We start from the raw sequence: 21796 nt of genomic DNA, 5'->3' as shown, positions 1-21796 counted from the left end.
TTTTTTGGATCAAAAACAATTATTTAAACTATATATTTTGTGGATCACACAGGCGCTGATCGCCGGATGTCATGCAAGTGTTTCAACGCGCAGATAGTTTTACCCACAACCAAGCTACCCCACATACGTACCGCAAACACGACCGCAAATCGGGTCATCGGTCAGACAGCAACAAAGACGGCATCGCTTCAGGTGCTGGGCAAAGTTGCCGTCGGGAAAACTATCGACTTCCCCCCAACCGCCGGAAGCGGCCGCTATTCAGCGGCCGTTTTAGTTTTCTGGGCCAACATGGGCTTGAGGTATTTCCCCGTATAGCTTTCGGCGACATCGGCCACTTTTTCCGGCGTGCCAGTGGCCACCACACGGCCCCCACCATCACCGCCTTCGGGACCGATATCAATGATGTGGTCAGCGGTTTTCACAACGTCCAGATTATGCTCGATCACAATGACCGAGTTCCCCTGATCGACCAATTCATGCAGCACTTCCAACAACTTGCGCACATCCTCGAAATGCAGACCCGTTGTCGGTTCATCCAGAATATAAAGCGTGCGACCGGTGGAGCGTTTGCTCAGCTCTTTACTCAGCTTCACGCGCTGCGCTTCACCACCCGACAGGGTCGTCGCCTGCTGCCCCACCTTGATATAGCCAAGCCCCACGCGCATCAGCGCATCCATTTTCTCGCGGATCGACGGCACCGCAGTAAAGAAGGTTTGCGCATCCTCCACCGTCATATCAAGGACATCCGCAATGCTTTTGCCTTTGAATTTGATCTCGAGCGTCTCACGGTTATAGCGCGCGCCCTTGCAGGTTTCACATTCCACATAGACATCCGGCAGGAAGTGCATCTCGATCTTGATGACCCCGTCGCCCTGACATGCCTCACACCGCCCGCCTTTGACGTTAAAGCTGAAGCGGCCGGGCTTATAGCCCCGCGCCTTGGCCTCTGGCAGGCCTGCAAACCAATCGCGGATCGGAGTAAAGGCACCTGTATAGGTCGCAGGGTTTGAGCGTGGCGTGCGACCGATGGGCCGTTGGTCAATGTCGATCACCTTGTCCAGATGCTCGAGCCCTTTGATCGTCTCACAAGGCGCAGGCGTCTGGCGCGCGCCATTGAGGTTCATCGAGGCGGTTTTAAACAGCGTCTCGATCGTCAGCGTGGATTTACCGCCACCGGAAACCCCTGTCACACAAACGAATTTCCCCAACGGGAAGTCCACGGTGACATTTTGCAGGTTGTTGCCCGTCGCTTTGACCACCTGCAGCTTTTTCTTGCTGCCCTTGCGCCGCTTCTGCGGCACCGAGATTTCCCGCACACCGGTCAGATACTGCCCTGTGACCGAATTGGGATCGGCCGAGACCTGCTCTGGTGTGCCGTGGCTGACCACTTGGCCGCCGTGCACCCCGGCCCCCGGTCCGATGTCAAAGACGTAATCCGCCTCGCGGATGGCTTCCTCGTCATGCTCCACCACGATCACCGTGTTGCCCTGATCGCGCAGGTTCTTGAGCGTCAGCAGCAAGCGGTCATTGTCGCGCTGGTGCAGGCCGATGGAAGGCTCATCCAGCACATATAAAACACCCGTCAGCCCGGAACCGATCTGGCTGGCAAGGCGGATGCGCTGGCTTTCTCCTCCACTTAATGTACCACTTGAACGAGCAAGCGTAAGATATTCTAATCCAACATTATTCAGGAATCCAAGGCGCTCTCTGATTTCTTTCAAAATCGCTTTGGCGATCTCGTTTTTCTGCGGGCTTAGGGCCTCTGGGACGACATTGCACCATTCCCATGCCTCGCGGATCGACATCTGCACCACCTGACCTGCATGCAGCAGATGGTCGCCTTTTCCGATCTTCACAGCCAACGCTTCAGGGCGCAGGCGGTAGCCTTCGCATGTGCCGCAAGAGCGGTTATTCTGGTAGCGTTCGAATTCTTCGCGGATCCAGTTGCTGTCTGTCTCGCGGTAGCGGCGCTCCATGTTGGGGATCACCCCTTCAAACACGCGGCTGACTTCGTACACGCGGCCGCCCTCGTCATAGCGGAACTGAATTTCTTCCTTGCCCGACCCATAAAGGAAGACCTTTTGGATCTTCGGATCGAGGTCTTTCCATTTTGCGTTCTGGCTAAAGCCGTAATGCTTGGCGATGGCCTCGATCGTCTGTTTGAAATAGGGGCTTTTACCTTTACGCCACGGGGCCAGCGCACCGTCATAGATTTTCAGGTTCTGGTCCGGCACCACAAGACGTTCGTCAAAGAAAAGCTCTTTGCCCAAACCGTCACAGGAGGGACATGCCCCAAAGGGCGCGTTGAACGAGAACAGGCGCGGCTCGATCTCTGGGATGGTAAAGCCGCTTTCGGGACAGGCGAATTTCTCAGAAAAGGTAAAACGCTCCGGCTCGCCCTCGCTTGGGGCGGTCTCAAGGATTGCGATGCCGTCGGCGAGGTCCAGCGCGGTGCGCAGACTGTCGGCCAGCCGTGTCTCGAGCCCCTCGCGGACCACGATGCGGTCGACAACCACGTCGATGTCATGGCGGAATTTCTTGTCCAGCGTGGGCGGCTCGTCCAGCTCGTAGAATTCGCCATTCACTTTGACCCGCTGAAAGCCGGTCTTGCGCAGTTCAAGGAATTCTTTGCGGTATTCGCCTTTGCGGTCGCGGATGATCGGGGCCAGCAGATAGGCGCGGGTCCCCTCCTCCATGCCCATGATCCGGTCAACCATGTCCTGTACCTGCTGCGCCTCAATAGGTTTGCCGGTGGCGGGGCTATAGGGGGTGCCCACACGCGCGAACAACAGGCGCATATAGTCGTAAATCTCGGTCACGGTGCCCACGGTTGAGCGCGGATTTTTCGAGGTGGTCTTTTGCTCGATGCTGATGGCAGGCGACAGCCCCGAGATATGGTCCACATCAGGTTTCTGCATCATATCAAGGAATTGGCGCGCATAGGCGCTTAGGCTTTCGACATAGCGGCGCTGGCCTTCGGCATAGATGGTATCAAAGGCAAGGCTGGATTTCCCGGACCCCGACAGCCCCGTGATCACCACCAATTGGTCGCGCGGAATATCCACGTCGATGTTCTTGAGATTATGCTCGCGCGCGCCGCGCACTTCGATGTTCTTCAGCTCGGCCATGGTGCACCCCCGGTTATTCCTACCAGACATAGGTGTCGCGGTGGGATTCTCCAATGCAAAAAAGTGAACAAATCATAAACACTGCAGCTTTCTGCGCTGCGCTGCAAGAAACCCGTGCACGACCAGACCCAAGACAAAGGCCGTACCGGCCAGAACCGGCAGGCTAAGATAGCCCCAGCCCGCAAGCGCCATGGCCATCACCGGCGTGCCAAGCGTATTGCCAAGGTTGCCCATCTGCGCCATCGCGCCATTTGCTTCGGTTCGTGCGCTCGCGCTGTCGTTCAACTGGGGCACCGCGGCAAAGCTGGAGCCCTGGATCAGTCCCATCGCCCCCGCAAGCGCCAGACAGGCAAGCGGCGCGGCAGGAACGATCCACAGCCACAGCACACAGAGCGCCGATAGGCCAAAACCCCACATGACCACATACACCGCCGCCAACCGACGCAGCAGAAATACACCCAGCGTCATGGAAATTGCGATACTCACCAAGGGCATAGCCCCCATCACAGCGCCGCGTACCGACGGGTCAAGATAGGGCGGCAGCACCGTCAGGATCGAGACAAAGCAGAACGTATAGAACAGCCACCCCGCAGCAGGTGCCGCCACACGCGCCGACCGATAGATGCCGCGATGCGTCTTGATGATCTGAACGATTGAAAACGCGGGCGGCGCTTCGACATCTACAAGGCCGCGCAAACGAGCCGAGAGATAGAGCGCAAAGCCCCCCATATAAAGCGCATGCAACGCAAACAACGCGGGAATACCGGCACTTAGGGCAAAGGGCCGGCCCAGCCATGCCATCACGGCGAAAGCGACAGCGAAAAACGTGCTCCATAAAGTCAGCGCAAGGCCCCGCTGCTGGTCCGTGGCAATTTGTGCGATCAATGTCGGGGCGGCCACAACTAGTGCAAGATGGGAAATCCCCTCCAACACGCGCAGCGCCAACATCACCGGCAGCGGCGGCAACAGCGCCTGCCCCAGCGAAATCACAGCGCCCAACCAAAGCGCGCCCAACAATGCGCGCCGGTACCGAACGCGGGCCACCAGCATGGCGGCCACCACCCCTAATGCGATGCCAATGCCGCCAATAATCGAGACAAGCCACCCCAGCGCCACACCGCCTTGGGGGTACACATCACCCAGAAGATCGTAAATCACCGAGAGTTTGGCATATTGCATCGCCGCGCCCAGCCCCGCCCCCCAAAGGGCAAGGATCAGCGGCCACTGGCCGGATTTGCTCATCTATTTCCCCTTAGCTACGCTCGGCCATGGCCCAAGCGCAGATCGGCATCATCGGATCATCCTCGATGTCGTCCTCACCCTCGATATACTCGGGAGGCCACTTTTCTTCGAGGTCGCGCATGGCCACATGGCGGTTTCCCCATTGGTAGGACTGGATTTTATCCTCTTCAAAGCCGCATTCGATCAACAGGTTCTTCAGCCCGCGTGCCGACCAGCGTGAATTATCCATCGGAGCCGCATGAAACGGCACAAAGAATGGCACAGCCACCCAGAATTTGCCGCCTTTCTTGAGCATTTGGCGCACATGTTTGGTGGCGATATAGGGCCGGTCCAGATGCTCCCACACCTGATAGGCAAGGATCAGGTCAAACTTGCGCCGCCTGCCCGTTTCGGGATCAAGGTAAGGACCGGCACAAATGTCATATTCGGGATAGCGGAACTGTTCGTAGCTTTTGAAATCAAACTGTTGCCCGTAATGGCCCGATATTTCGGCCACTTGCAGACGGTGGGGTTTGAGATCCTGAATCATGCGGCGTGATGCAGGGCCCATGACGACGCGATTAATACTTACCATGGGTTGAGTATGGCAGCCCGCCCAAAGCTTTTCCAGCACAAACGGCGGGATCCCGCCCGCCCTATCCGGTCAGCGGAACACAAACGCAACTGACGGGTTTTGCCATACACGGCACCAGTTTGTGCCTTTCAAAAATCGGAGACACCGGAATGCTAAAACCCTTTACTGCTTTTGCTCTTGTTGGCTTGTCCGCAGGTGCGGCCACAGCCGCTGACCCTTCCCAAATCACGGGCTACGGGCTGACCCAGGATGGCTCTAGCCTGATGATGTTTACCGATATGAACGCCCCTGACGGTGCCGAAATGCTAAGCCTGATGGGCGGGGATGTGGATGCAATCGCCTACCGGCCCGTCACCGGAGAGCTGATCGGATTCTCCAAGCAAGGAAAAATCTATACCATCGACACCACAACGGGTGCGTTGACCGACCTCAATGCGCGGTTCGGCGCGGATGTTGTCATGGACGAGAAAGCCGCCGTTGCATTGGATTTCAACAATGCGATCGACGCCATGCGTGCGGTTTCCACCGATGGGGCGAATGTCGTCTATTTCCCCACAGATTTTGGAGATGAAAAAGCGAATGCGGTGAAACGCTTTACCGATCTTGCCTATGCAGAGGGTGACGAGAGCGAAGGGGCCACGCCGCATATTTTTGCCAATGCCTATACCAATGCCGTAGACGGTGAAAAGCAGGCGGAAACCTTCCAATATGTGCTGGATTCCGAGCTTGATATCCTTGCCAGCCTTGCAAACAACAAAGGCACCCTCAGCACAGTTGCCCCATTGATGATAGATGGCGAGCCTTTGGATATCTCCGCCGCAGGCGGGTTCGATATCGTATCGGTCGAGGCGGGTGATAACACCGCTGTGGCGCTGCTGACCCTTGAGGGTGAGGAAACCGCAGGGATTTATACAATTGATCTGGAAAACGGGGCGGTTGAAATGCTGGGAGATACGGCCGTCAGCGGCTTTACCGGCTTTGCGGCAATGGCTGAATAACCGCCTGAAAAGAAAAGGCGCGCACCCGGTCCCGAGTGCGCGCCTTTGGCATTATCTTGCGGAGCGTCCGGCTTACATGTGGATCACGCGGTCGTAAGCATCCAGCACGGATTCGTGCATCATCTCCGACAGGGTCGGATGCGGGAAGACCGTGTTCATCAGGTCTTCTTCGGTGGTCTCGAGCTGGCGGCCCACCACATAACCCTGGATCAGTTCGGTCACTTCGGCACCTACCATATGCGCGCCCAACAGCTCGCCTGTTTTGGCGTCAAAGATGGTTTTGATCATGCCGCCCTCTTCGCCCAATGCGATGGCTTTGCCATTGCCGATAAAGGGGAAGCGCCCGACTTTGATGTCATAGCCCAGCTCTTTTGCCTTGGCTTCGGTATAGCCAACCGAGGCCACCTGCGGGTGGCAATAGGTGCAGCCCGCGATGCTTTCTGGTTTGACCGGATGCGCATGCATGCCCGCCATCAGCTCTGCAACCATCACGCCCTCATGGGAGGCTTTATGCGCCAGCCAAGGTGCACCAGCGATGTCACCAATGGCATAAAGACCATCGACACCCGTGCGGCAGTATTCATCTGTCACAACATGGGTGCGGTCAATCTTGACGCCCAGCTCTTCCAGGCCGAGGTTCTCGACGTTGCCGACGATGCCCACGGCGCTGATCACAGTGTCAAACTCGTGTTTCTCGACCTTGCCGCCCACTTCGATATGCGCGGTGACTTTATCCTTGGCGCGGTCGAGCTTTTTGACCATCGCCTTTTGCATGATCTTCATGCCCTGTTTCTCGAACGCCTTTTTGGCGAAGGCCGAGATTTCCTCGTCTTCAACCGGCAGCACGCGGTCCATGACCTCGACCACGGTCGTGTCAGCGCCCAACGTGTTGTAGAAGCTCGCAAATTCAATGCCGATCGCGCCTGAGCCGATGACCAGCAGTTTCTTGGGCATATGCACAGGCTGCAACGCGTGGCGATAGGTCCAGACCAATTTGCCATCGGCCTCAAGGCCGGGCAGTTCACGCGCACGCGCGCCGGTGGCCAGCACGATGTTCTTGGCGGTCAGGTTTTCGGTGCCCTTATCGGTCTTGACGCTGACCTTGCCCTTGGAAGGGATTGTCGCCTCGCCCATGACCACGGTCACTTTGTTCTTTTTCATCAGGTGGCCGATGCCGCCTGAAAGCTGCCCCGCGACTTTGCGCGAGCGTTTGACCACAGCGTCCAGATCATAGTCGATCCCGTCTGCCTTCAGGCCGAATTCCTTGGCGCGGTGCATCAGATGGAACACCTCGGATGAGCGCAGCATCGCCTTTGTCGGGATACATCCCCAGTTCAGGCAGATACCGCCGAGGTTCTCACGCTCGACGATACAAACCTTCATCCCAAGCTGCGCACCGCGAATCGCAGCGACATAGCCGCCCGGCCCCGCACCAATTACAATCAGATCAAAAGATGTCTCGGCCATGGAGTCCTCGCATATGTCCTAGAAAATATAGTTTACCGTTAAACCATCTCGCGGCGTGCGGCAATGCTGCCATAGCAATCTGCCACGCAGAACGCCCGCAGGCGGGCAAGCCAGCGGGCGTCAAACATCATTTCAAAGACAATTTCAGGCCGCGACGTTGCCCTGCAACTGCCGCAGTGTCAGGGCGTAACCCCCATCCGCAGTGTAATCTGTCTCACTGCGCGTATGCGTGCGGCCAAGCGCGGCATTACGGTAAGGAAAGCGGCCGAACTGGCGGATCACTTCACGGTGAGCCTGCGCATGGCGCAGGTTATCGGCACCTGTTACCGGCATCCGCTCAACCAACAGGCGCACGCAGCGTTCCTGGTCGGCAAGGCTTTCGGAATGCATCAGTGGAAGATAGAAAAATTGCCGCGGCGCGCCGTCAATGCGCAAATCCCACCCCTTATGGATAACCGATTTTGCCACCGCAAGCGCCAGCGGATCCAGCAAAAACGCCTCGGCCTCGCCGCGGAACATGTTGCGCGAAAATTGATCCGTTACGATCAGATAGGCCAATGCGCCCGTCGGATAGGTAAGCCATAGCCCCAGACCGCCGTCACGCGCGGCCTCCCACACCGGCATAAACGTCGAACGGATTTCATCATCCAATGCTGCGTCATCCGCCTTGTACCAGCCTTTTGGACCTACACGGTCAAGCCAGAATTCAAGCACCTGCTCGGGACCTATCATTGCCATCTCCTTCGTCGGCATATGAGAATTACCCTAAGTAAAGGATAGCGCAGGCCGAATGGCTACACACGATTTGCAACAAAACGGTTACGTTAGCGCAACCATTTCAATCACATGGTTCAAAGTTTCCAATGCGCGGCGAAAACACGCCGATCGTGCGGCTCTACTCTGTGGGCTCAAGCGTACTGGCCTTGGTTTCCGGCTCGGCTTCTTCCTCTTCGAGCTCTGTCTCGATGGCGTATTCCTGCGCGATTTCCATAGCAACGCTGGTCGCGGTCGGGCCCATCGGAACATAAGATCCGGTTTCTTCGACAGGCAGAGAAGCACGTACAGTCGAACGATAGCCAGCATAAAGGATCATCGCGCCAAACAGAACCGCCGTGAACAGGTAGAACCCGCCCGGCCCCAATGATGTGCCCATCATCCAACCTGTGACAATCGGCCCCAGAATTGCGCCCAGCCCGTTGATAAAGATCAACCCGCCCGAAGCGGCCGTCATATCGTCATGCTCAAGAAAGTCGTTGGTGTGCGCGATCAACAGGGAGTACAGCGGGTTCGCCATGCCGCCGACCACAAAGGCCGAAAGCAAAAGCAGCGTGAACACATCGCCGAACAACATGCCCAGAATACACCCCGCCCCGCCGATGATCGAAACGACGATAATCAAAAACCGGCGATCCATCCGGTCAGAGATGAAACCGATAGGGTATTGCAACACGACCGCTCCGATAAAGAATGTCGCAACAAAGGTCGAAATTTGCGCAACGCTCAGCCCTGCCTGCGATCCGTAAACCGACGACATGCCGAATTGCGCAGAAAAGATACCGCCCAAAATAAACATGCCCACACAGCCCAGCGGCGAGAACTTCATCAACTGCCGCAGGCTCATGGGTTTGGTCGTCTCGAAAGCGGGTGTCGGGCTGATGGAGAGCAGGATCGGCGTGATTGCGATGCTCACCAATACCGACGGGATTACAAAAGGCACATAACCGCTCGGATCGCCGACCAGCAGCAGCGCCTGCGCTGTAACGATGCCCAGGGTCTGCACGATCATATAGACCGACAGTGCCTGCCCGCGGTTGGTGTTGTCAGCTGCGTTGTTCATCCAGCTTTCTGCGGTGACATACACCGCCGAAAAGCAAAACCCGATCAGCACACGCCCCAGCGCCCAAAGCGCGACATTGGGGAAAGTAGGATAAAGGATCATCACCGCAGAAATCGCCGATGCCAGCGCCGCAAATACCCGCACATGCCCCACACGCCGGATCATATGCGGAGCAAGCCGCGACCCGCCCAGAAAGCCGACGAAATACGCGGACATCACGATGGACATTAAAAAGGTGTCAAAGCCTTCGATCTCACCGCGAATACCCAACAAGGTACCCTGCATACCGTTGCCCAGCATAAGCAGGAACATCCCGAAAAGAAGCGCCCACGCGCTGCCGAGAAACTGTAACATTGCGCGCTTTCCTCTTCTTTCTTTTCCTTGCCTACAGATGCCTGCGCATCCGGTCCGGCCTTAATGCGACTCAGTACCGCCCGTTTCCGGCCGCGGTATCAGGAGAGATGCGTCTCCGTAAGAGAAAAACCGATAGTTTTCCCTAACGGCATGGGAATAAATCTGCCGAATTGTCTGTGCCCCCATGAGCGCTGAAACCAGCATCATCAATGTGGATTTGGGCAAATGGAAGTTGGTCATCAACGCATCAGCGACGTTAAAGGTAAACCCCGGCGTAATAAAAATGTCTGTGTCCCCCTCCCAAGGGGCAATCGCGCCCGTGCGACCGGCTGTCTCGATCAGGCGCAGGGCGGTGGTGCCCACGGGGATAATACGGCCACCTGCCGCTTTGGTCTGGGCGATCTGGGCGGCGGCGGCGCTGCTCACCTGTCCCCATTCGGCATGCATTTTATGCTGTGAAATATCGTCAACTTTCACAGGCAGGAATGTGCCCGCCCCCACGTGAAGGGTTACATAAGTAAAATCGACCCCCATCTGCGCCAATGTCTCCAACAGCTTTGCGTCGAAATGCAAAGAGGCTGTAGGCGCGGCCACCGCACCGGCGTTTTTGGCCCAAACGGTTTGATAGTCAGTGTGATCGCGATCATCCGCGGGCCGTTTTGCAGCGATGTAGGGCGGCAAAGGCATCGCACCTGCGGCGTTCAATGCGGTATCGAAATCTTCCCCCGTGAGGTTGAAGCGCAAATAGGCCTGCCCCTCTTCTATGGCCTCAAAAGTAGCGGTCAGATCATCCGAGAACACAATCTCTTCGCCCGGCCGCAGCTTTTTGAGCGGCTTGACCAGCGCAGACCAAACGCCTGCCTCTGCTTGCGGCTCCAGCAGGGTTGCCTCGATCTTGGCGGCCACTGGCCCCTGTGCGCTATCGCGGTGGCGCAACCCTTTGAGGCGCGCGGGGATCACGCGGGTATCATTCAACACCAGCCGGTCGCCCTTGCGTAACCATTTGGTCAGATCAAACACCTGCGCATCATGGATATTGTCCCCCTCGGCCACCAACAACCGCGCGGAAGAGCGGGGCTGTGCGGGGCGCACGGCGATCAGATCGTCGGGCAGGTCAAAATCAAAATCGCTAAGCTTCATGGGCAGACACCTCTTTGTTGCCCCGCCTTTAGCGTTGTCGGCGGTCCTGTTCAACGCGCCGTTCTTTTTTCGGTTCCGGCGCGGGTTCCGGTTCCCCCTCGACGCGGGGCAGTTCGGTCTGCGGGCCGCGGAAGATATTGCGCAAACCGCCCGGTGCCAGCACCGACAGCGGGTTCACCGCAACCTGAGGCGATTTGGCCGATCCGGTGAGGGCAAAAGTCAACCCGAACAGCCCCTCGCCCTTGCGGGTAAAAACCGAACCGATGCCATTGAGCAGGTAGACAGGTGTCACCACCCCCTGCATCGAGAGCTGGCCGGTATCCGTGGCAAACACCCCGTCTATGGTTACGCCCAGCGATTTGCCCACCGCGCTGCCGTTGCTGACCGTGATGCGGCCGGGGGTCAGGCGGAAGTCTGCTTCGACATCATCGAAATAGATACCGTCGCCATTCATCTCATTGATCAGCCCCACAACCGATACCGCATTGACCAATGCCGCCACTGACGGTGCATCCTTTACAGAAACATCTTTGATGTCGAGCTTGCCGTCATAGGCACCACCGCTGCCCACTGGCAACAACGACAGATCAAGCGTGCCGCCATGGGCCTGTTGCAACAAGCCCGCCGAGCGCAATACACCGCCCGCATTGGTGGAGGTAAGCCGCACCGCCGTGCGCGCGCCCTGCGGTATCACGCGACCTGATACGCCTGTCTGCCCGTTCACCCGCGCCTCGAATGCGCCATCAATGCCGCCCGTTGTTTTGAACGAGCCCGCCAATCCCTGCAGCCAGATTTTGTCAGTGATCTGGAGCCGGTCCAGCACTACGCGCATGGGTGGTGCTGCTGCATTGCTGGCGTTTGCCCCCGCACGACCTGCGCCACCAGCCCCGCCGAATGTCGCCCGCTGCAGGTCAAGCGTGCCGCCACGCACCACCACTTGCGGTGCCCGCCCTGCGCCCTGACCAACCAAAGCCGCCCGAACATCCAGCCAGCCGCCCAGCCGAAGGCGGTTCAGCTCGACCGTGTCCAGCCCCCCGCCCTGCGCCAGTGAAATCGCGCCTTGAGCCTCAAGCCCTGCGCCGCTGAGTTTCATGGCTGTCACGGCGGGGCTATTGCCCAGCCTGATGTCCATCTCCAACGCGCCCGCCTCGTTTGTGCCTTTGCGCCAGCCCAATTGCGGGATTTGCAGCGCCGCCCCCCGCAGCCCTGAGCGGAGCGTCATCCGTGGTGCCTGCCCGCGCTGTAAGGCAATGTCGAAACTTGCCTGCGCCTGTCCTTGTAACATGCCCGAGGGAAGGTTCACATTGAAGGCCTGCAATGCATCGGGCGCGATCTGTGCTGTACCGGTGATTTTGCTTTTGTCCGATCCCGCGCCGATTGGCTGTTTCCATGTGGCGTCAAACGGCACCCCCTCCAATGTGCCAGAGCCCGAAAGCGTAAGGTTGGTATTGCTGGCGACCAACGCCATGCGCGGTGATCGCAGGCGGCGGCCTTTGATCAACGTGGTGCTGTCTAACCCTGTCAAATCACCCGTTACATCGAACTTCACGTCAGAGGGTTTGCCCCCCTTGCGCAGCGGAAAGGCCAGCGTGCCGCTTGCGCTGACCCTGCCCTGCCCCAGATCGACAGGCAGGTTCGAGCGGCTCATCACGGCCATCGGAGGTTGGTCCAGCACCCAAAGCGCCGCATGCAAAGGGCCTTGGGCGTTGAGCTCGACAATCGCGGGCGTGCCCGGTTTGATGGATGTATCGGGGATGATGAACGCCGAACGCTCTATCTCCAATGTGCCGCCTTCGGCTGCTTCCATCTGCGCACGGTCGACCGAAATCACGACCTTCTTGCCTTTGATAGTCCCGTGACCGCGCGCGCCCGACACGGGTGGCAGATTACGCATGACCCGCGCGCTTGCATCCTGAAAGTCGAAGGCAAGATAGCTGTCGGGCGGCGAATCCGGTGCCAAACGCAAAGCGAAATCCGCATTGGAAATGTCGGCCTCGAAAAGGTTGTCATGTAGCCAGACCCGTGTTTTGGGTTTGACCGCTTCGGGCCACAGCGCCACAATCCGCTCGGGCGTGATGGTATCCGTATGGGCATCCAGTGCCAGCTCCCAGCCTTCGGGCCGCGCGCTAAGCACCCCTTTGGCATGGTGGGTCAACCCCTGATCAAAGACATCCAAACGCCCGATATCCAATTGGAAAGGCGCGGTTTTCAGAAGAAAATCAATCTCGGCCCCTTCCAGCTCAATCGGTTCGGGATAAAAATCCATCGGATCGGCACGCAATTGGGTCACACGGAACTGCCCCACCAATGCCTCAAGATCGCCCCCGCGCAGACCGGCCAGCGAGGCCGTCCCTTCGGCGTGGGCCGTGATCCATTTGCTTTGCACCGACAGCTCGTCGAATTGCAGCAGCTCGCGCGCGGCATCATAGGTGAAATAGCTGCGCGCGGCATCAAAGGGGATGGGCTGTGTGCCATCATTGGGTTGCAAGGCGCCCGCACCGATTTGCAGGGTCGCATTGACTGGTGCCAAAGTGCCATCCTCACGCACACCTGACCGCACAGCCCCCGACAAAGGTGCCCTGAGCGTGCCAAGCCAGCCGAAGGCCGGGCTTTGGCTGGCGATGTCGCCGGCTTGCGCATCCTTGATCTGGACCCCGAATTCGGCCGTGGTTTCACCCACTACACTATTATAATTCGCCGAAAGCGTCGTGGCGGCATTTGCACTGCCCAGAACAGCAAGATCGGCGTTAACCACCAAGGCCCCGTCCTCGCGCTGCGCGATGAGCCGCCCGCCATCCACGGTAAAGGCCTGCCCCGCCCGCCTGTCGACGAATTGCAATGTCATGCCGTGCAGCTCGGCGCGCTCCAGCGCCGCTACCCCCGGCTGTTGGAGAATTTCATCAAGGCGGGTCACAATATCGCCCGGCTTGTCGATGCTTAGGTTGCGCGGTGTGCCGGACAGATCGGACATGATCGAAATCGTGCCATCGGTTTCGCGGATCAGGGTCGAGAAAACCCCTGTCACAATGACTTCGGCCGCTTTCACCTGACCGCGCCGCAGGTCCGGCATAGACAGTCGCGTTCGCGCCTCTGACAGGCGGATCAATTCGCGCCCCTCGGCGGTGGACACAGATACATCGCGCAGACGCACACGCGGGCGCCAGCCCTCCTCCATCAGCAGGCGCATCTCGCCAAATGTCACCCTGACCTGCGGGAATTCCTCCTCAAGCCGCGCCTCGATCTGGGCCTCGGCCCAATCGGGCAGATCAATCGGGCGGTCATACAGAAAATAGACCGCAGCCACCGCGATGAGCACCAGCAAGACCAACAGCGACCACAGCGCGTTGAACACCCCCACGCACAGCAAGAACCATCCGCGTTTGCGGCGGCGCTGCGGGGGCGATTGGGACGCAGGCAAGGCGGGATCGGTCTGGGCCATCGGGCTCTGAGCACTCGCAATCGTGAAACTTCTACAGCGACGGGTTGGACATCTGCGCCCGCGTCCTATTATGACAGAACAAATGGCCTGCTCCAAGGCCGGACGCTTCACAATAAAGAGGTCAGATATGCCCGAAGTTGCCACAAAAGCCCCCGATTTCACGCTGCCGGTTACAGGTGGCGGCGATATTACGCTCAGTGCGCTGGCGGGCACGCCGGTGGTTCTATTTTTCTACCCGCGTGACGACACATCCGGCTGCACCAAGGAGAACATCGGATTTTCCGAGCATCTCGAGGCGTTTGAAGCCGCCGGCGCCAAGGTATTCGGCCTGTCGCGCGACACCATGGCGAAGCATGAAAAATTCGCCGCCAAACATGATCTCACGGTGCCGTTGCTGTCAGATACCGAAGGCGCTGTGACCGAGGCCTATGGCGTCTGGGTCGAGAAAAACATGTATGGCCGCAAATCCATGGGGATCGAACGGGCAACCTATTTGATCGACAAGGACGGGCAAATTGCGCGGGTCTGGCGCAAGGTCAAAGTGGCAGGCCACGTCGAAGAAGTGCTGGAGGCTGTGCGCGCGCTATGATCCCGCTGGCACAGATGGCCGATGCCGTGCTGCGCACCGCTGACGGCCGCGAAAAGACGGCACTGTCCCATAAATACGCAGCCGAATGGCGTGCGGCGCGGGCCGATGGTGCAATCCCCGAAATCGGAACCGCCACGCCCCCGATGCAGCCGGCCCGCCCCGACGCGCCCCAACTGCTTAACCCGCGCGACGTTCCCAATCGCAAGCCCGGCACCCCCGAGGGGCGCATTGCCATGATGCATGCCGTAGCCCACATCGAATTGAACGCGGTGGACCTGCATTGGGATATCATCGCAAGGTTTTCGGACACCAAAATGCCCATTGGCTATTACGACGACTGGGTCAAAGCGGCAGATGAGGAATCCAAACATTTCAATCTGATGTGTGATTGCCTTGAAGCCGAGGGCAGCTTTTACGGCGCGCTGCCCGCCCATGCGGGCATGTGGCGTGCGGCCGAAGATACAGCAACAGATTTCATGGGGCGGCTTGCCGTTGTGCCCATGGTACTGGAGGCGCGCGGCCTTGATGTGACGCCCGGCATGATCAAGATTTTCAAACAGGCCAGGGCCACCCGCGCAGTGGAAGCGTTGGAAATTATTTATGCCGAAGAGGTCCACCACGTGGCCTATGGTTCCAAATGGTTCCACTTTCTATGCGGGCGTCACGAGCTGGACCCCACAGAAAAATTCCATGCGCTAGTACGTGAATATTTCCACGGGCAGCTCAAACCGCCGTTCAACGAAGAGAAGCGCGCAGAGGCCGGCATCCCCCCTGATTTTTATTGGCCACTGGCCCAATCCACCTAAATGCCGCGCTTCAAGGCGCTGAAGTAGGCGGTTTTTTGCCCAATCACCCCTAAAACGGGCGGTCAAATGTCCTACCCGGCCACAAGGGTTGCCGGATGGTGCCAAGGAAAGTATTGCAAGAGCGTTAACAGAACCGTGAGGGACACGCGGGTCTGGGTGGTATCGAAGGGACAATAAGACGTGCGGACACAGCTCGCGATTAAAACCAACGCCATTCTGGAAAAATACTTCCCGGAACGCCGCGTATTTTTGAAATCTGACAATGACACACGGTTTATCCGTTTGCGCCCCATCACCCAGTTGGTTGCAGTGGCCGGCTCGGCCGCGTTGGTTGCATGGGCCATCATCGCCACAGCGGTTATTTTGATGGACAGCATCGGTTCGGGCAATTTCCGCGAACAGGCCAAGCGCGACCAATACACATATCAGGCGCGCCTGAACGACCTGAGCGCCCAACGCGACACCCGCGCCGAAGAGGCGCTGGCCGCCCAGGAACGCTTTAACGCTGCCCTCGCCCAGATTTCCGTCATGCAATCCGAGCTGCTGAACTCCGAAACCCGGCGCCGCGAATTGGAAACCGGTATCGACGTGATCCAGTCCACTTTGCGTGACACGATGAAAGATCGCGAAATCGCCCGTAAGCAAATCGCCCAATTGCAGGCGTCAGATGATGGCACATTGCATGTCGCCGCCTCGACCGCCCCGATGGATTTTCTGGCCGAAGCGCTTGAACGCACGGCAAAGGAGCGCGATCAGGTTGTTGCCGATGCCGAGGTTGCCTTTTTGGCCGCTGACGAATTGAACGCCAAAATCGCCGAGATGCAGGAACAGAACGACACAATTTTCCGCCAGCTCGAAGAAGCGATGACTGTCTCGGTTGCGCCTCTTGACCGTATGTTCCGTGCCGCAGGCATGTCCACCGACCGCATCCTTGATACCGTGCGTCGTGGTTATTCCGGTCAGGGCGGCCCGCTGACCCCGCTCAGCTTTACCACCCGTGGCGAACAGCCAAGCGCGGATACACTGCGGGCGAACCGCCTGATCAACCAGATGGACAAGCTGAACCTGTACCGTCTGGCAGCCGCCAAGGCCCCTTTTGCGAATCCCGTAAAAGACAACTTCCGGTTCACCTCGCAGTTCGGCTTTCGCCGTGATCCAAAAACCGGCGGCCGCCGCATGCACAAAGGTGTCGACTTCGCCGCAGGGATCGGCACGCCGCTTTATGCGACAGCGGACGGTGTTGTGACACACGCGGGCTGGAGCTCGGGTTATGGCCGTCTGGTTAAGATCCAGCATGAATTCGGTATCGAGACACGCTATGCACACATGTCAAAAATGCGTGTGAAAGTCGGGCAAAGAGTATCGCGCGGCGATAGAATTGGTGATATGGGTGCATCAGGACGGGTCACCGGCGTGCATCTACACTATGAAGTGCGCGTAGGTGGTAAGGCCGTCAATCCAATGATTTATATCAAGGCAGCAAACGATGTTTTCTAAAAGCAAAATCAACGATCCGGCAACCGGTACCGATGCGGCAACCTCTGCAGCGCCGGCAGTGCCTACTCAGGCAGCTCCAACCGCAAAGCCGAGCGAGTTCAAGGCCAGCGCGCCCAAGGCCAAACCACCGGCCTCTGTTTTGTCAGCCGATCTGCATGTGACTGGCAACATGAAAACAACCGGCGATATTCAGGTTGAAGGCACAGTCGAAGGCGACATCCGTGCCCATCTGCTGACCATCGGTGAGACCGCGACCATCAAAGGTGAAGTAATCGCCGATGATGTTGTCATCAACGGTCGTATCGTGGGCCGTGTGCGCGGCCTCAAGGTTCGCCTGACATCCACTGCACGTGTTGAGGGTGACATCATCCACAAGACAATCGCCATAGAGAGCGGTGCGCATTTTGAAGGTTCCGTCCAGCGTCAGGACGATCCGCTGAACCCCGGTGCCAAATCGGCCCCTGCTCAGAAAGCCAACCCTGCTTCCTAAGCAAGGCTACTTATGAATGACTAAACGCCGCGTGCTTGGGCTCGCGGCGTTTTGCGTTTCAAAGGCGAACTGCTGGTGGTCGGTGACTGCGCCTAGTCAAAGACGACCGCGCCGGTGGGGTTAAGCATATGCTCAGGCTCTACGTGGATCGTGACATTCGCATCTTCGAGGTAGGCGATCAGCGCGGTCTCGATCCTGTCGCAAATCTCATGCGCTTGAAACACGGTTGTCTGGCCCGGCACGACCAGATGAAAATCAATAAAGGTGACAACCCCTGCATGGCGCGTGCGTAGATCGTGGGCCTCCATTGCACCGTGGGACTGGGCCGCGATGATGTCCCTGATACCGGCAAGGGTCTGTTCGGACACGGCTTCATCCATCAAACCGCTCAGCGATTCCTTAACGATCTTTGAGCCGGACCACAGAATGTTGATTGCCACGACAACCGCCAACAGCGGATCAAGAAACCACCACCCCGTCACAAGCGCAAGCACGATCCCTGCCCCCACCCCGGCAGACGTCACAACATCCGAAACAAGATGCCTGCCATCCGCCACCAAAGCAGGCGATTTCTGCTTGCGCCCGCGCGAGATCAGAACCCATGCCCAAAGCGCGTTGATAATGGTCGCGCAAAGGTTCACGAGAATCCCTGCAACCGGCGCTTCAAGGGCCACGGGCTGCATAAAGCCCTGATAGGCTTCGTGAAGGATCAGCAATGCCGCCACAATAATAAGCACCCCTTCCAGAACAGCGCTGAAAAATTCGGCCTTGTGGTGGCCAAAGGGGTGTTTGTCATCTGCAGGGATCGCCGCGATACGGATCGCGATGAGTGCCGCGAATGCGGTCGCAACGTTTACAATACTTTCCAATGCATCCGACAAAAGCGCGACCGAACCGGTCATCCAATAGGCAAAGGTTTTGAGGCCGAGGACCGCAAAACCGATGATAATACTACCCATCGCAAGTTTGATCGTCGTCATGTCGCAGATTCTCACTATCGGTGGGGCAAAGGATGGAGGGGGCGTGTTATGCATATGCGGTTTTCCATTCAACATATATTTCCCCCGAATAGGTCAGAAATTTACGGCGGCTCACTGCCCGGGCCTCCCGTAAAAGTGATTGGAGTGTCCTGTGGGCCGTGTTCAGTGTCGGGGCAAACGGCAGTGGTTGGCTGTGCTTTCCATTCTGCCACAAAAAGCGAACCACAAAAGGATTACATGATGCGCTTTGTTATGGCCTTTCTCGCGGCTTGGGCTGCTCACGGGGTTGCGGCACAAGATTGCGGGCCGGATGCCCCCTGCGAGATCGAAAATGGCAGCTACTATTTGAAGCTTCCCGAAGGTGAAGGACCCCACCCTGTTATGCTGTGGTTCCACGGTGCCAACAGCAACGGATCGTCGATCCATCGCGGCGGCGGATTGCAAAAGGATTTTCTGGATCAAGGCTATGCCCTGCTTGCCCCCAATGGGCAGACCCGCGAAGGACGCGGGCCGTCGCGGTTCTTTTTTCCGGGTCGGGATGGTTCGGGCCGCGACGATGTGGCGTTTACCTTTGAGGTTCTGGCCGCAGCACAACAACGCGGTAATCTGGACACAAGCCGGCTTTATGCTTCGGGGTTTTCTGCGGGCGGATCAATGGTTTGGTTGCTGGCCTGTGAGGCAGGCGACAAGTTGCAAGGCATGGTCAGCGTTGCAGGTGCCCTGCGCGTTCCCAACGCCACAGATTGTAGCGGGTTGGAAGGCTTGCCGGTGATGCAAGTGCATGGCTGGGCTGACAATCAAGTGCCGCTGGAAGGCCGTGCCATCCGCGACTGGCACCAAGGTAGCGTCTGGACCGCGCTGGAGCGTGCCCGCGCAGCGAACGGCTGCCGGTCACATCCCGACGAAATCGAAGTGGGCGAGACATACCGCACTCGCACGTGGGAGGCATCCTGCACGGGCGCGCCGGTGCGCATTGATCTGCATGATGGTGCCCACGGCCTGCCCCAAGGCTGGACCACCCGCGCCCGCGTGTTTCTCGAAGGCGGACTAGCGGAATAATCCGGCCCTGCCCGCACAAGCTGACATTCCCCTGACAGAGGCAAAGCAGCCCTATGCGCCCTTAAGCGCCATTGGAAAAGTGAAACGGCGACCTCGAAAGTCGCCGTTTCCTGAAAAAATAAACCACCCGCAAAGGATGGCTAACGCCTTATCTTTCGAACACAAACCGGATTGTGACGGGCGTTACGCGCGTAATGTCTTCGAGGTTCGCAAGCTGTTGTAAAATGTCGATACCTGCATCAATGCCAAGGTCTTCGGTCGTCAGCATGACCATGTCATTTGTTGTGACCATCACGCTGCGCGCGGATGTGCGAACGACAAACAATTCGGTAGATACATCTACATCCTGACCCAGAAACGACAGCACAGCGTCCATTTCAATAATGTCAGATTTACCCGGGCGCAGAGATTTAAACTCTGCCATGTCGATCGTTCCGGTCAAAGTAGCCGTTGGCGCGCCCGCAAAAACATGCTCGCCCAGCCGTTCATTCCGAATATCAATATTTGTCGAAACGCCCGTAAGCGGGATTTCAACGACGACATTGCCATCACGCGATACCGTCCCGTTCAGGCCTTCAAATGTATGGACCTCACCGATGTTGTGGTTTTTGACGGATCCAAATGCCAGACGGGATGTATCCGGGTTTAAGGTCCAATCCTGTGCCAATGCCCCCGTGGCTGTCAGGCAGAGTGCGAATGCGGCGCTAAGTAAAGTTCTTGTCATCTGGTCCTCCAAAAATTGATCGCCCGTAGCTTTTGAACCGGGTCATGATAAGAACACGCCACCTTTAGGATTTATTCGCCTCAAATGACCAAAATTTCTGAAAACACTGTGCGGAACGCAATCGTAGCCTCGCTGCCGTCCCTTTGGCGATTTGCAATGTCTTTGTCTGGCCGAACCGACATAGCCGACGATTTGACCCAGACCACGTGTTTGCGCGCACTCGAACGTGTGGATCAGGTTTATGACACGAATGGTACGACGCGGTGGCTCATGACCATCTGTCGAACAGTCTGGTACAATGAAAAACGCGCACAGGCGGTTCGCAAAACGCAATCACTCGATGGATCGGTCGGCGCAGACATCGCGTCAGATATTTTGCCGGTGGAAACGAATATTTTCCTCGCTGAAGTGTTATCAGAGGTAATGCACCTGCCCGAGGCACAAAGAAGTGTTGTGGTACTGGTTCTTGTCGAAGGCTACGCGTATCGTGAAGCAGCAGAAATTTTGGATATCCCGATTGGCACCATCATGAGCCGCCTTTCGTCCGCACGTAAAACACTCGGAAACCGTTTTTCTGACGGCTCCGCCACATCGAAGCAGAAAGTCACGCAATGAGCTTCAGCGACAGCCAGCTACGCGCATACATTGCCGGCAACTTGCCACCCGATCACGCATCTGCCCTTGAGGAACAGATCGCCGATGATCAGGAGCTGGAAGCACGGCTGCTTGCGTTTGACAGGGAACAGGCTGCCCCAATTCGTGACGCTTTCATGTCTGCCCCTTCGCCTGACCACATCGCTGGACTGGCTGCCGCACTTCCCGCGGCGAAACCACGTAAAATGATCGGGGCAAATTTTGCAAAGATCGGCTTTGCCGCATCCACTTTGATCGCCGCCATTCTTTTGGGTGTTCTTATCACGAACCGCCCCGGCACCGCCAAGACATGGCGCGAACAGGTCGCGATTTATCAAGCACTCTACGTCACGGACACCCTGTCACATATTGCGCCCGATCCTACAGTTCTATCGCAAGAGCTTGAACGTAGCTCTGCCGCATTGGGCCGCTCCCTTGATATCGACGCTGTTCGTAATCTGGATGGCCTGAGTTTGTTGCGCGCACAGGTTCTTGGATTTAATGACACGCCACTGGTGCAAATGGCCTATCTGTCTGAAAATGGTGTGCCAATCGCCTTATGCGCGGTCCACATTGGTTCAGATCCGCAAGCGGGCGTAAGGGCCGAAGTTCTTTCTGGCCTGCCATCTGTTTCTTGGTCAGACGGCCAGTTCAGCTATATGATCGTTGGCGACATTGCCCCATCCCGCCTCGAACGGATGGCGCAGGGGCTTCAGAACACCCTGTAATGCCTGCTCAACCTCGTAAAACGGATACTTGGAAGCAGAGGGCATTCGCCTGTCTTCCAAATAAAAACCGGCGGTGAGAGCCCCACCGCCGGTTGATTTTTCCCTTTCAAA

18 protein-coding genes are annotated in these 21796 nt (G+C 57.7%); 8 read left to right on the top strand and 10 right to left on the bottom strand.

Translation table 11 applies throughout. The features are described from left to right. Positions 1-254: 254 nt before the first annotated feature. The 3 genes from uvrA to ABJM03_RS01545 form a co-directional block, all read right to left on the bottom strand. The gene (gene uvrA, locus ABJM03_RS01555; protein ID WP_348415112.1) at positions 255-3128 is read right to left on the bottom strand and encodes an excinuclease ABC subunit UvrA; all 2874 of its coding nucleotides are present in this window, start codon (positions 3126-3128) and stop codon (positions 255-257) included. A gap of 72 nt (positions 3129-3200) precedes the next feature. Continuing rightward, positions 3201-4370, bottom strand: a complete 1170-nt coding sequence (locus tag ABJM03_RS01550; protein ID WP_348415111.1) for an MFS transporter — start codon at positions 4368-4370, stop codon at positions 3201-3203. A 10-nt stretch (positions 4371-4380) separates the two neighbouring features. Further along, on the bottom strand, positions 4381-4899 hold the full coding sequence (locus ABJM03_RS01545; protein WP_348415110.1) for a methyltransferase domain-containing protein: 519 nt from the start codon (positions 4897-4899) through the stop codon (positions 4381-4383). A gap of 194 nt (positions 4900-5093) precedes the next feature. On the opposite strand from ABJM03_RS01545, the gene ABJM03_RS01540 reads away from it, so the two are divergent. Beyond that, positions 5094-5942: a DUF4394 domain-containing protein gene (locus tag ABJM03_RS01540; RefSeq protein WP_348415109.1), complete on the top strand. Its 849-nt coding sequence runs from the start codon at positions 5094-5096 to the stop codon at positions 5940-5942. 72 nt (positions 5943-6014) lie between these two features. Here the strand turns inward: ABJM03_RS01540 and lpdA are convergent, their stop codons facing one another. The 5 genes from lpdA to ABJM03_RS01515 form a co-directional block, all read right to left on the bottom strand. Then, a complete protein-coding gene (gene lpdA / locus ABJM03_RS01535) occupies positions 6015-7409 on the bottom strand; it encodes a dihydrolipoyl dehydrogenase (RefSeq protein ID WP_348415108.1) in 1395 nt (464 codons plus the stop codon). A 144-nt stretch (positions 7410-7553) separates the two neighbouring features. Next, positions 7554-8141, bottom strand: a complete 588-nt coding sequence (locus tag ABJM03_RS01530; RefSeq protein WP_348415107.1) for a DUF924 family protein — start codon at positions 8139-8141, stop codon at positions 7554-7556. A 163-nt stretch (positions 8142-8304) separates the two neighbouring features. Beyond that, positions 8305-9600, bottom strand: coding sequence for an MFS transporter (locus ABJM03_RS01525; protein ID WP_348415106.1), 1296 nt, complete (start codon positions 9598-9600; stop codon positions 8305-8307). A gap of 60 nt (positions 9601-9660) precedes the next feature. Continuing rightward, a complete protein-coding gene (gene queA, locus ABJM03_RS01520; protein WP_348415104.1) occupies positions 9661-10740 on the bottom strand; it encodes a tRNA preQ1(34) S-adenosylmethionine ribosyltransferase-isomerase QueA in 1080 nt (359 codons plus the stop codon). A 28-nt stretch (positions 10741-10768) separates the two neighbouring features. After that, positions 10769-14179, bottom strand: coding sequence for a DUF3971 domain-containing protein (locus ABJM03_RS01515; protein ID WP_348415102.1), 3411 nt, complete (start codon positions 14177-14179; stop codon positions 10769-10771). A 127-nt stretch (positions 14180-14306) separates the two neighbouring features. Between ABJM03_RS01515 and ABJM03_RS01510 the strand changes: the two genes are divergently transcribed. The 4 genes from ABJM03_RS01510 (at position 14307) to ABJM03_RS01495 (ending at position 17561) form a co-directional block, all read left to right on the top strand. Then, a complete protein-coding gene (locus tag ABJM03_RS01510; RefSeq protein WP_348415101.1) occupies positions 14307-14768 on the top strand; it encodes a peroxiredoxin in 462 nt (153 codons plus the stop codon). Beyond that, entirely contained in the window at positions 14765-15574 is an 810-nt protein-coding gene (locus ABJM03_RS01505) for a ferritin-like domain-containing protein (protein ID WP_348415100.1), read from the top strand. The genes ABJM03_RS01510 and ABJM03_RS01505 overlap by 4 nt, the downstream gene beginning before the upstream one ends. Before the next feature lie 180 nt (positions 15575-15754). Continuing rightward, positions 15755-17071, top strand: a complete 1317-nt coding sequence (locus ABJM03_RS01500; RefSeq protein WP_348415099.1) for a M23 family metallopeptidase — start codon at positions 15755-15757, stop codon at positions 17069-17071. Beyond that, entirely contained in the window at positions 17061-17561 is a 501-nt protein-coding gene (locus tag ABJM03_RS01495; protein ID WP_348415097.1) for a polymer-forming cytoskeletal protein, read from the top strand. Before ABJM03_RS01500 ends, ABJM03_RS01495 begins: the two co-directional genes overlap by 11 nt. Positions 17562-17653: 92 nt before the next feature. Here the strand turns inward: ABJM03_RS01495 and ABJM03_RS01490 are convergent, their stop codons facing one another. After that, entirely contained in the window at positions 17654-18541 is an 888-nt protein-coding gene (locus tag ABJM03_RS01490) for a cation diffusion facilitator family transporter (protein WP_348415095.1), read from the bottom strand. Between the two features lie 240 nt (positions 18542-18781). Here ABJM03_RS01490 and ABJM03_RS01485 point away from each other — a divergent pair, with 240 nt between their 5' ends. Further along, positions 18782-19600 (top strand): prolyl oligopeptidase family serine peptidase, encoded by an 819-nt coding sequence (locus ABJM03_RS01485; RefSeq protein WP_348415093.1) that lies wholly within the window; start codon positions 18782-18784, stop codon positions 19598-19600. Positions 19601-19748: 148 nt separating this feature from the next. Here ABJM03_RS01485 and ABJM03_RS01480 read toward each other — a convergent pair whose 3' ends face one another. Further along, entirely contained in the window at positions 19749-20324 is a 576-nt protein-coding gene (locus ABJM03_RS01480; protein WP_348415092.1) for a YceI family protein, read from the bottom strand. Between the two features lie 84 nt (positions 20325-20408). Here ABJM03_RS01480 and ABJM03_RS01475 point away from each other — a divergent pair, with 84 nt between their 5' ends. Together ABJM03_RS01475 and ABJM03_RS01470 are read left to right on the top strand one after the other, a co-directional pair. After that, positions 20409-20939 carry an RNA polymerase sigma factor gene (locus ABJM03_RS01475; protein WP_348415090.1) on the top strand — a complete coding sequence of 177 codons (531 nt, stop codon included), beginning with the start codon at positions 20409-20411 and terminating at the stop codon, positions 20937-20939. Further along, positions 20936-21685 carry a hypothetical protein gene (locus ABJM03_RS01470; protein ID WP_348415089.1) on the top strand — a complete coding sequence of 250 codons (750 nt, stop codon included), beginning with the start codon at positions 20936-20938 and terminating at the stop codon, positions 21683-21685. The genes ABJM03_RS01475 and ABJM03_RS01470 overlap by 4 nt, the downstream gene beginning before the upstream one ends. Positions 21686-21796 lie beyond the last annotated feature (111 nt).

The sequence above is a fragment of the Sulfitobacter sp. genome, assembly GCF_039977885.1.
In the GTDB taxonomy this organism is placed as follows: Bacteria; Pseudomonadota; Alphaproteobacteria; order Rhodobacterales; family Rhodobacteraceae; genus Sulfitobacter.
This window is presented reverse-complemented; position numbering and strand designations above follow the sequence as displayed.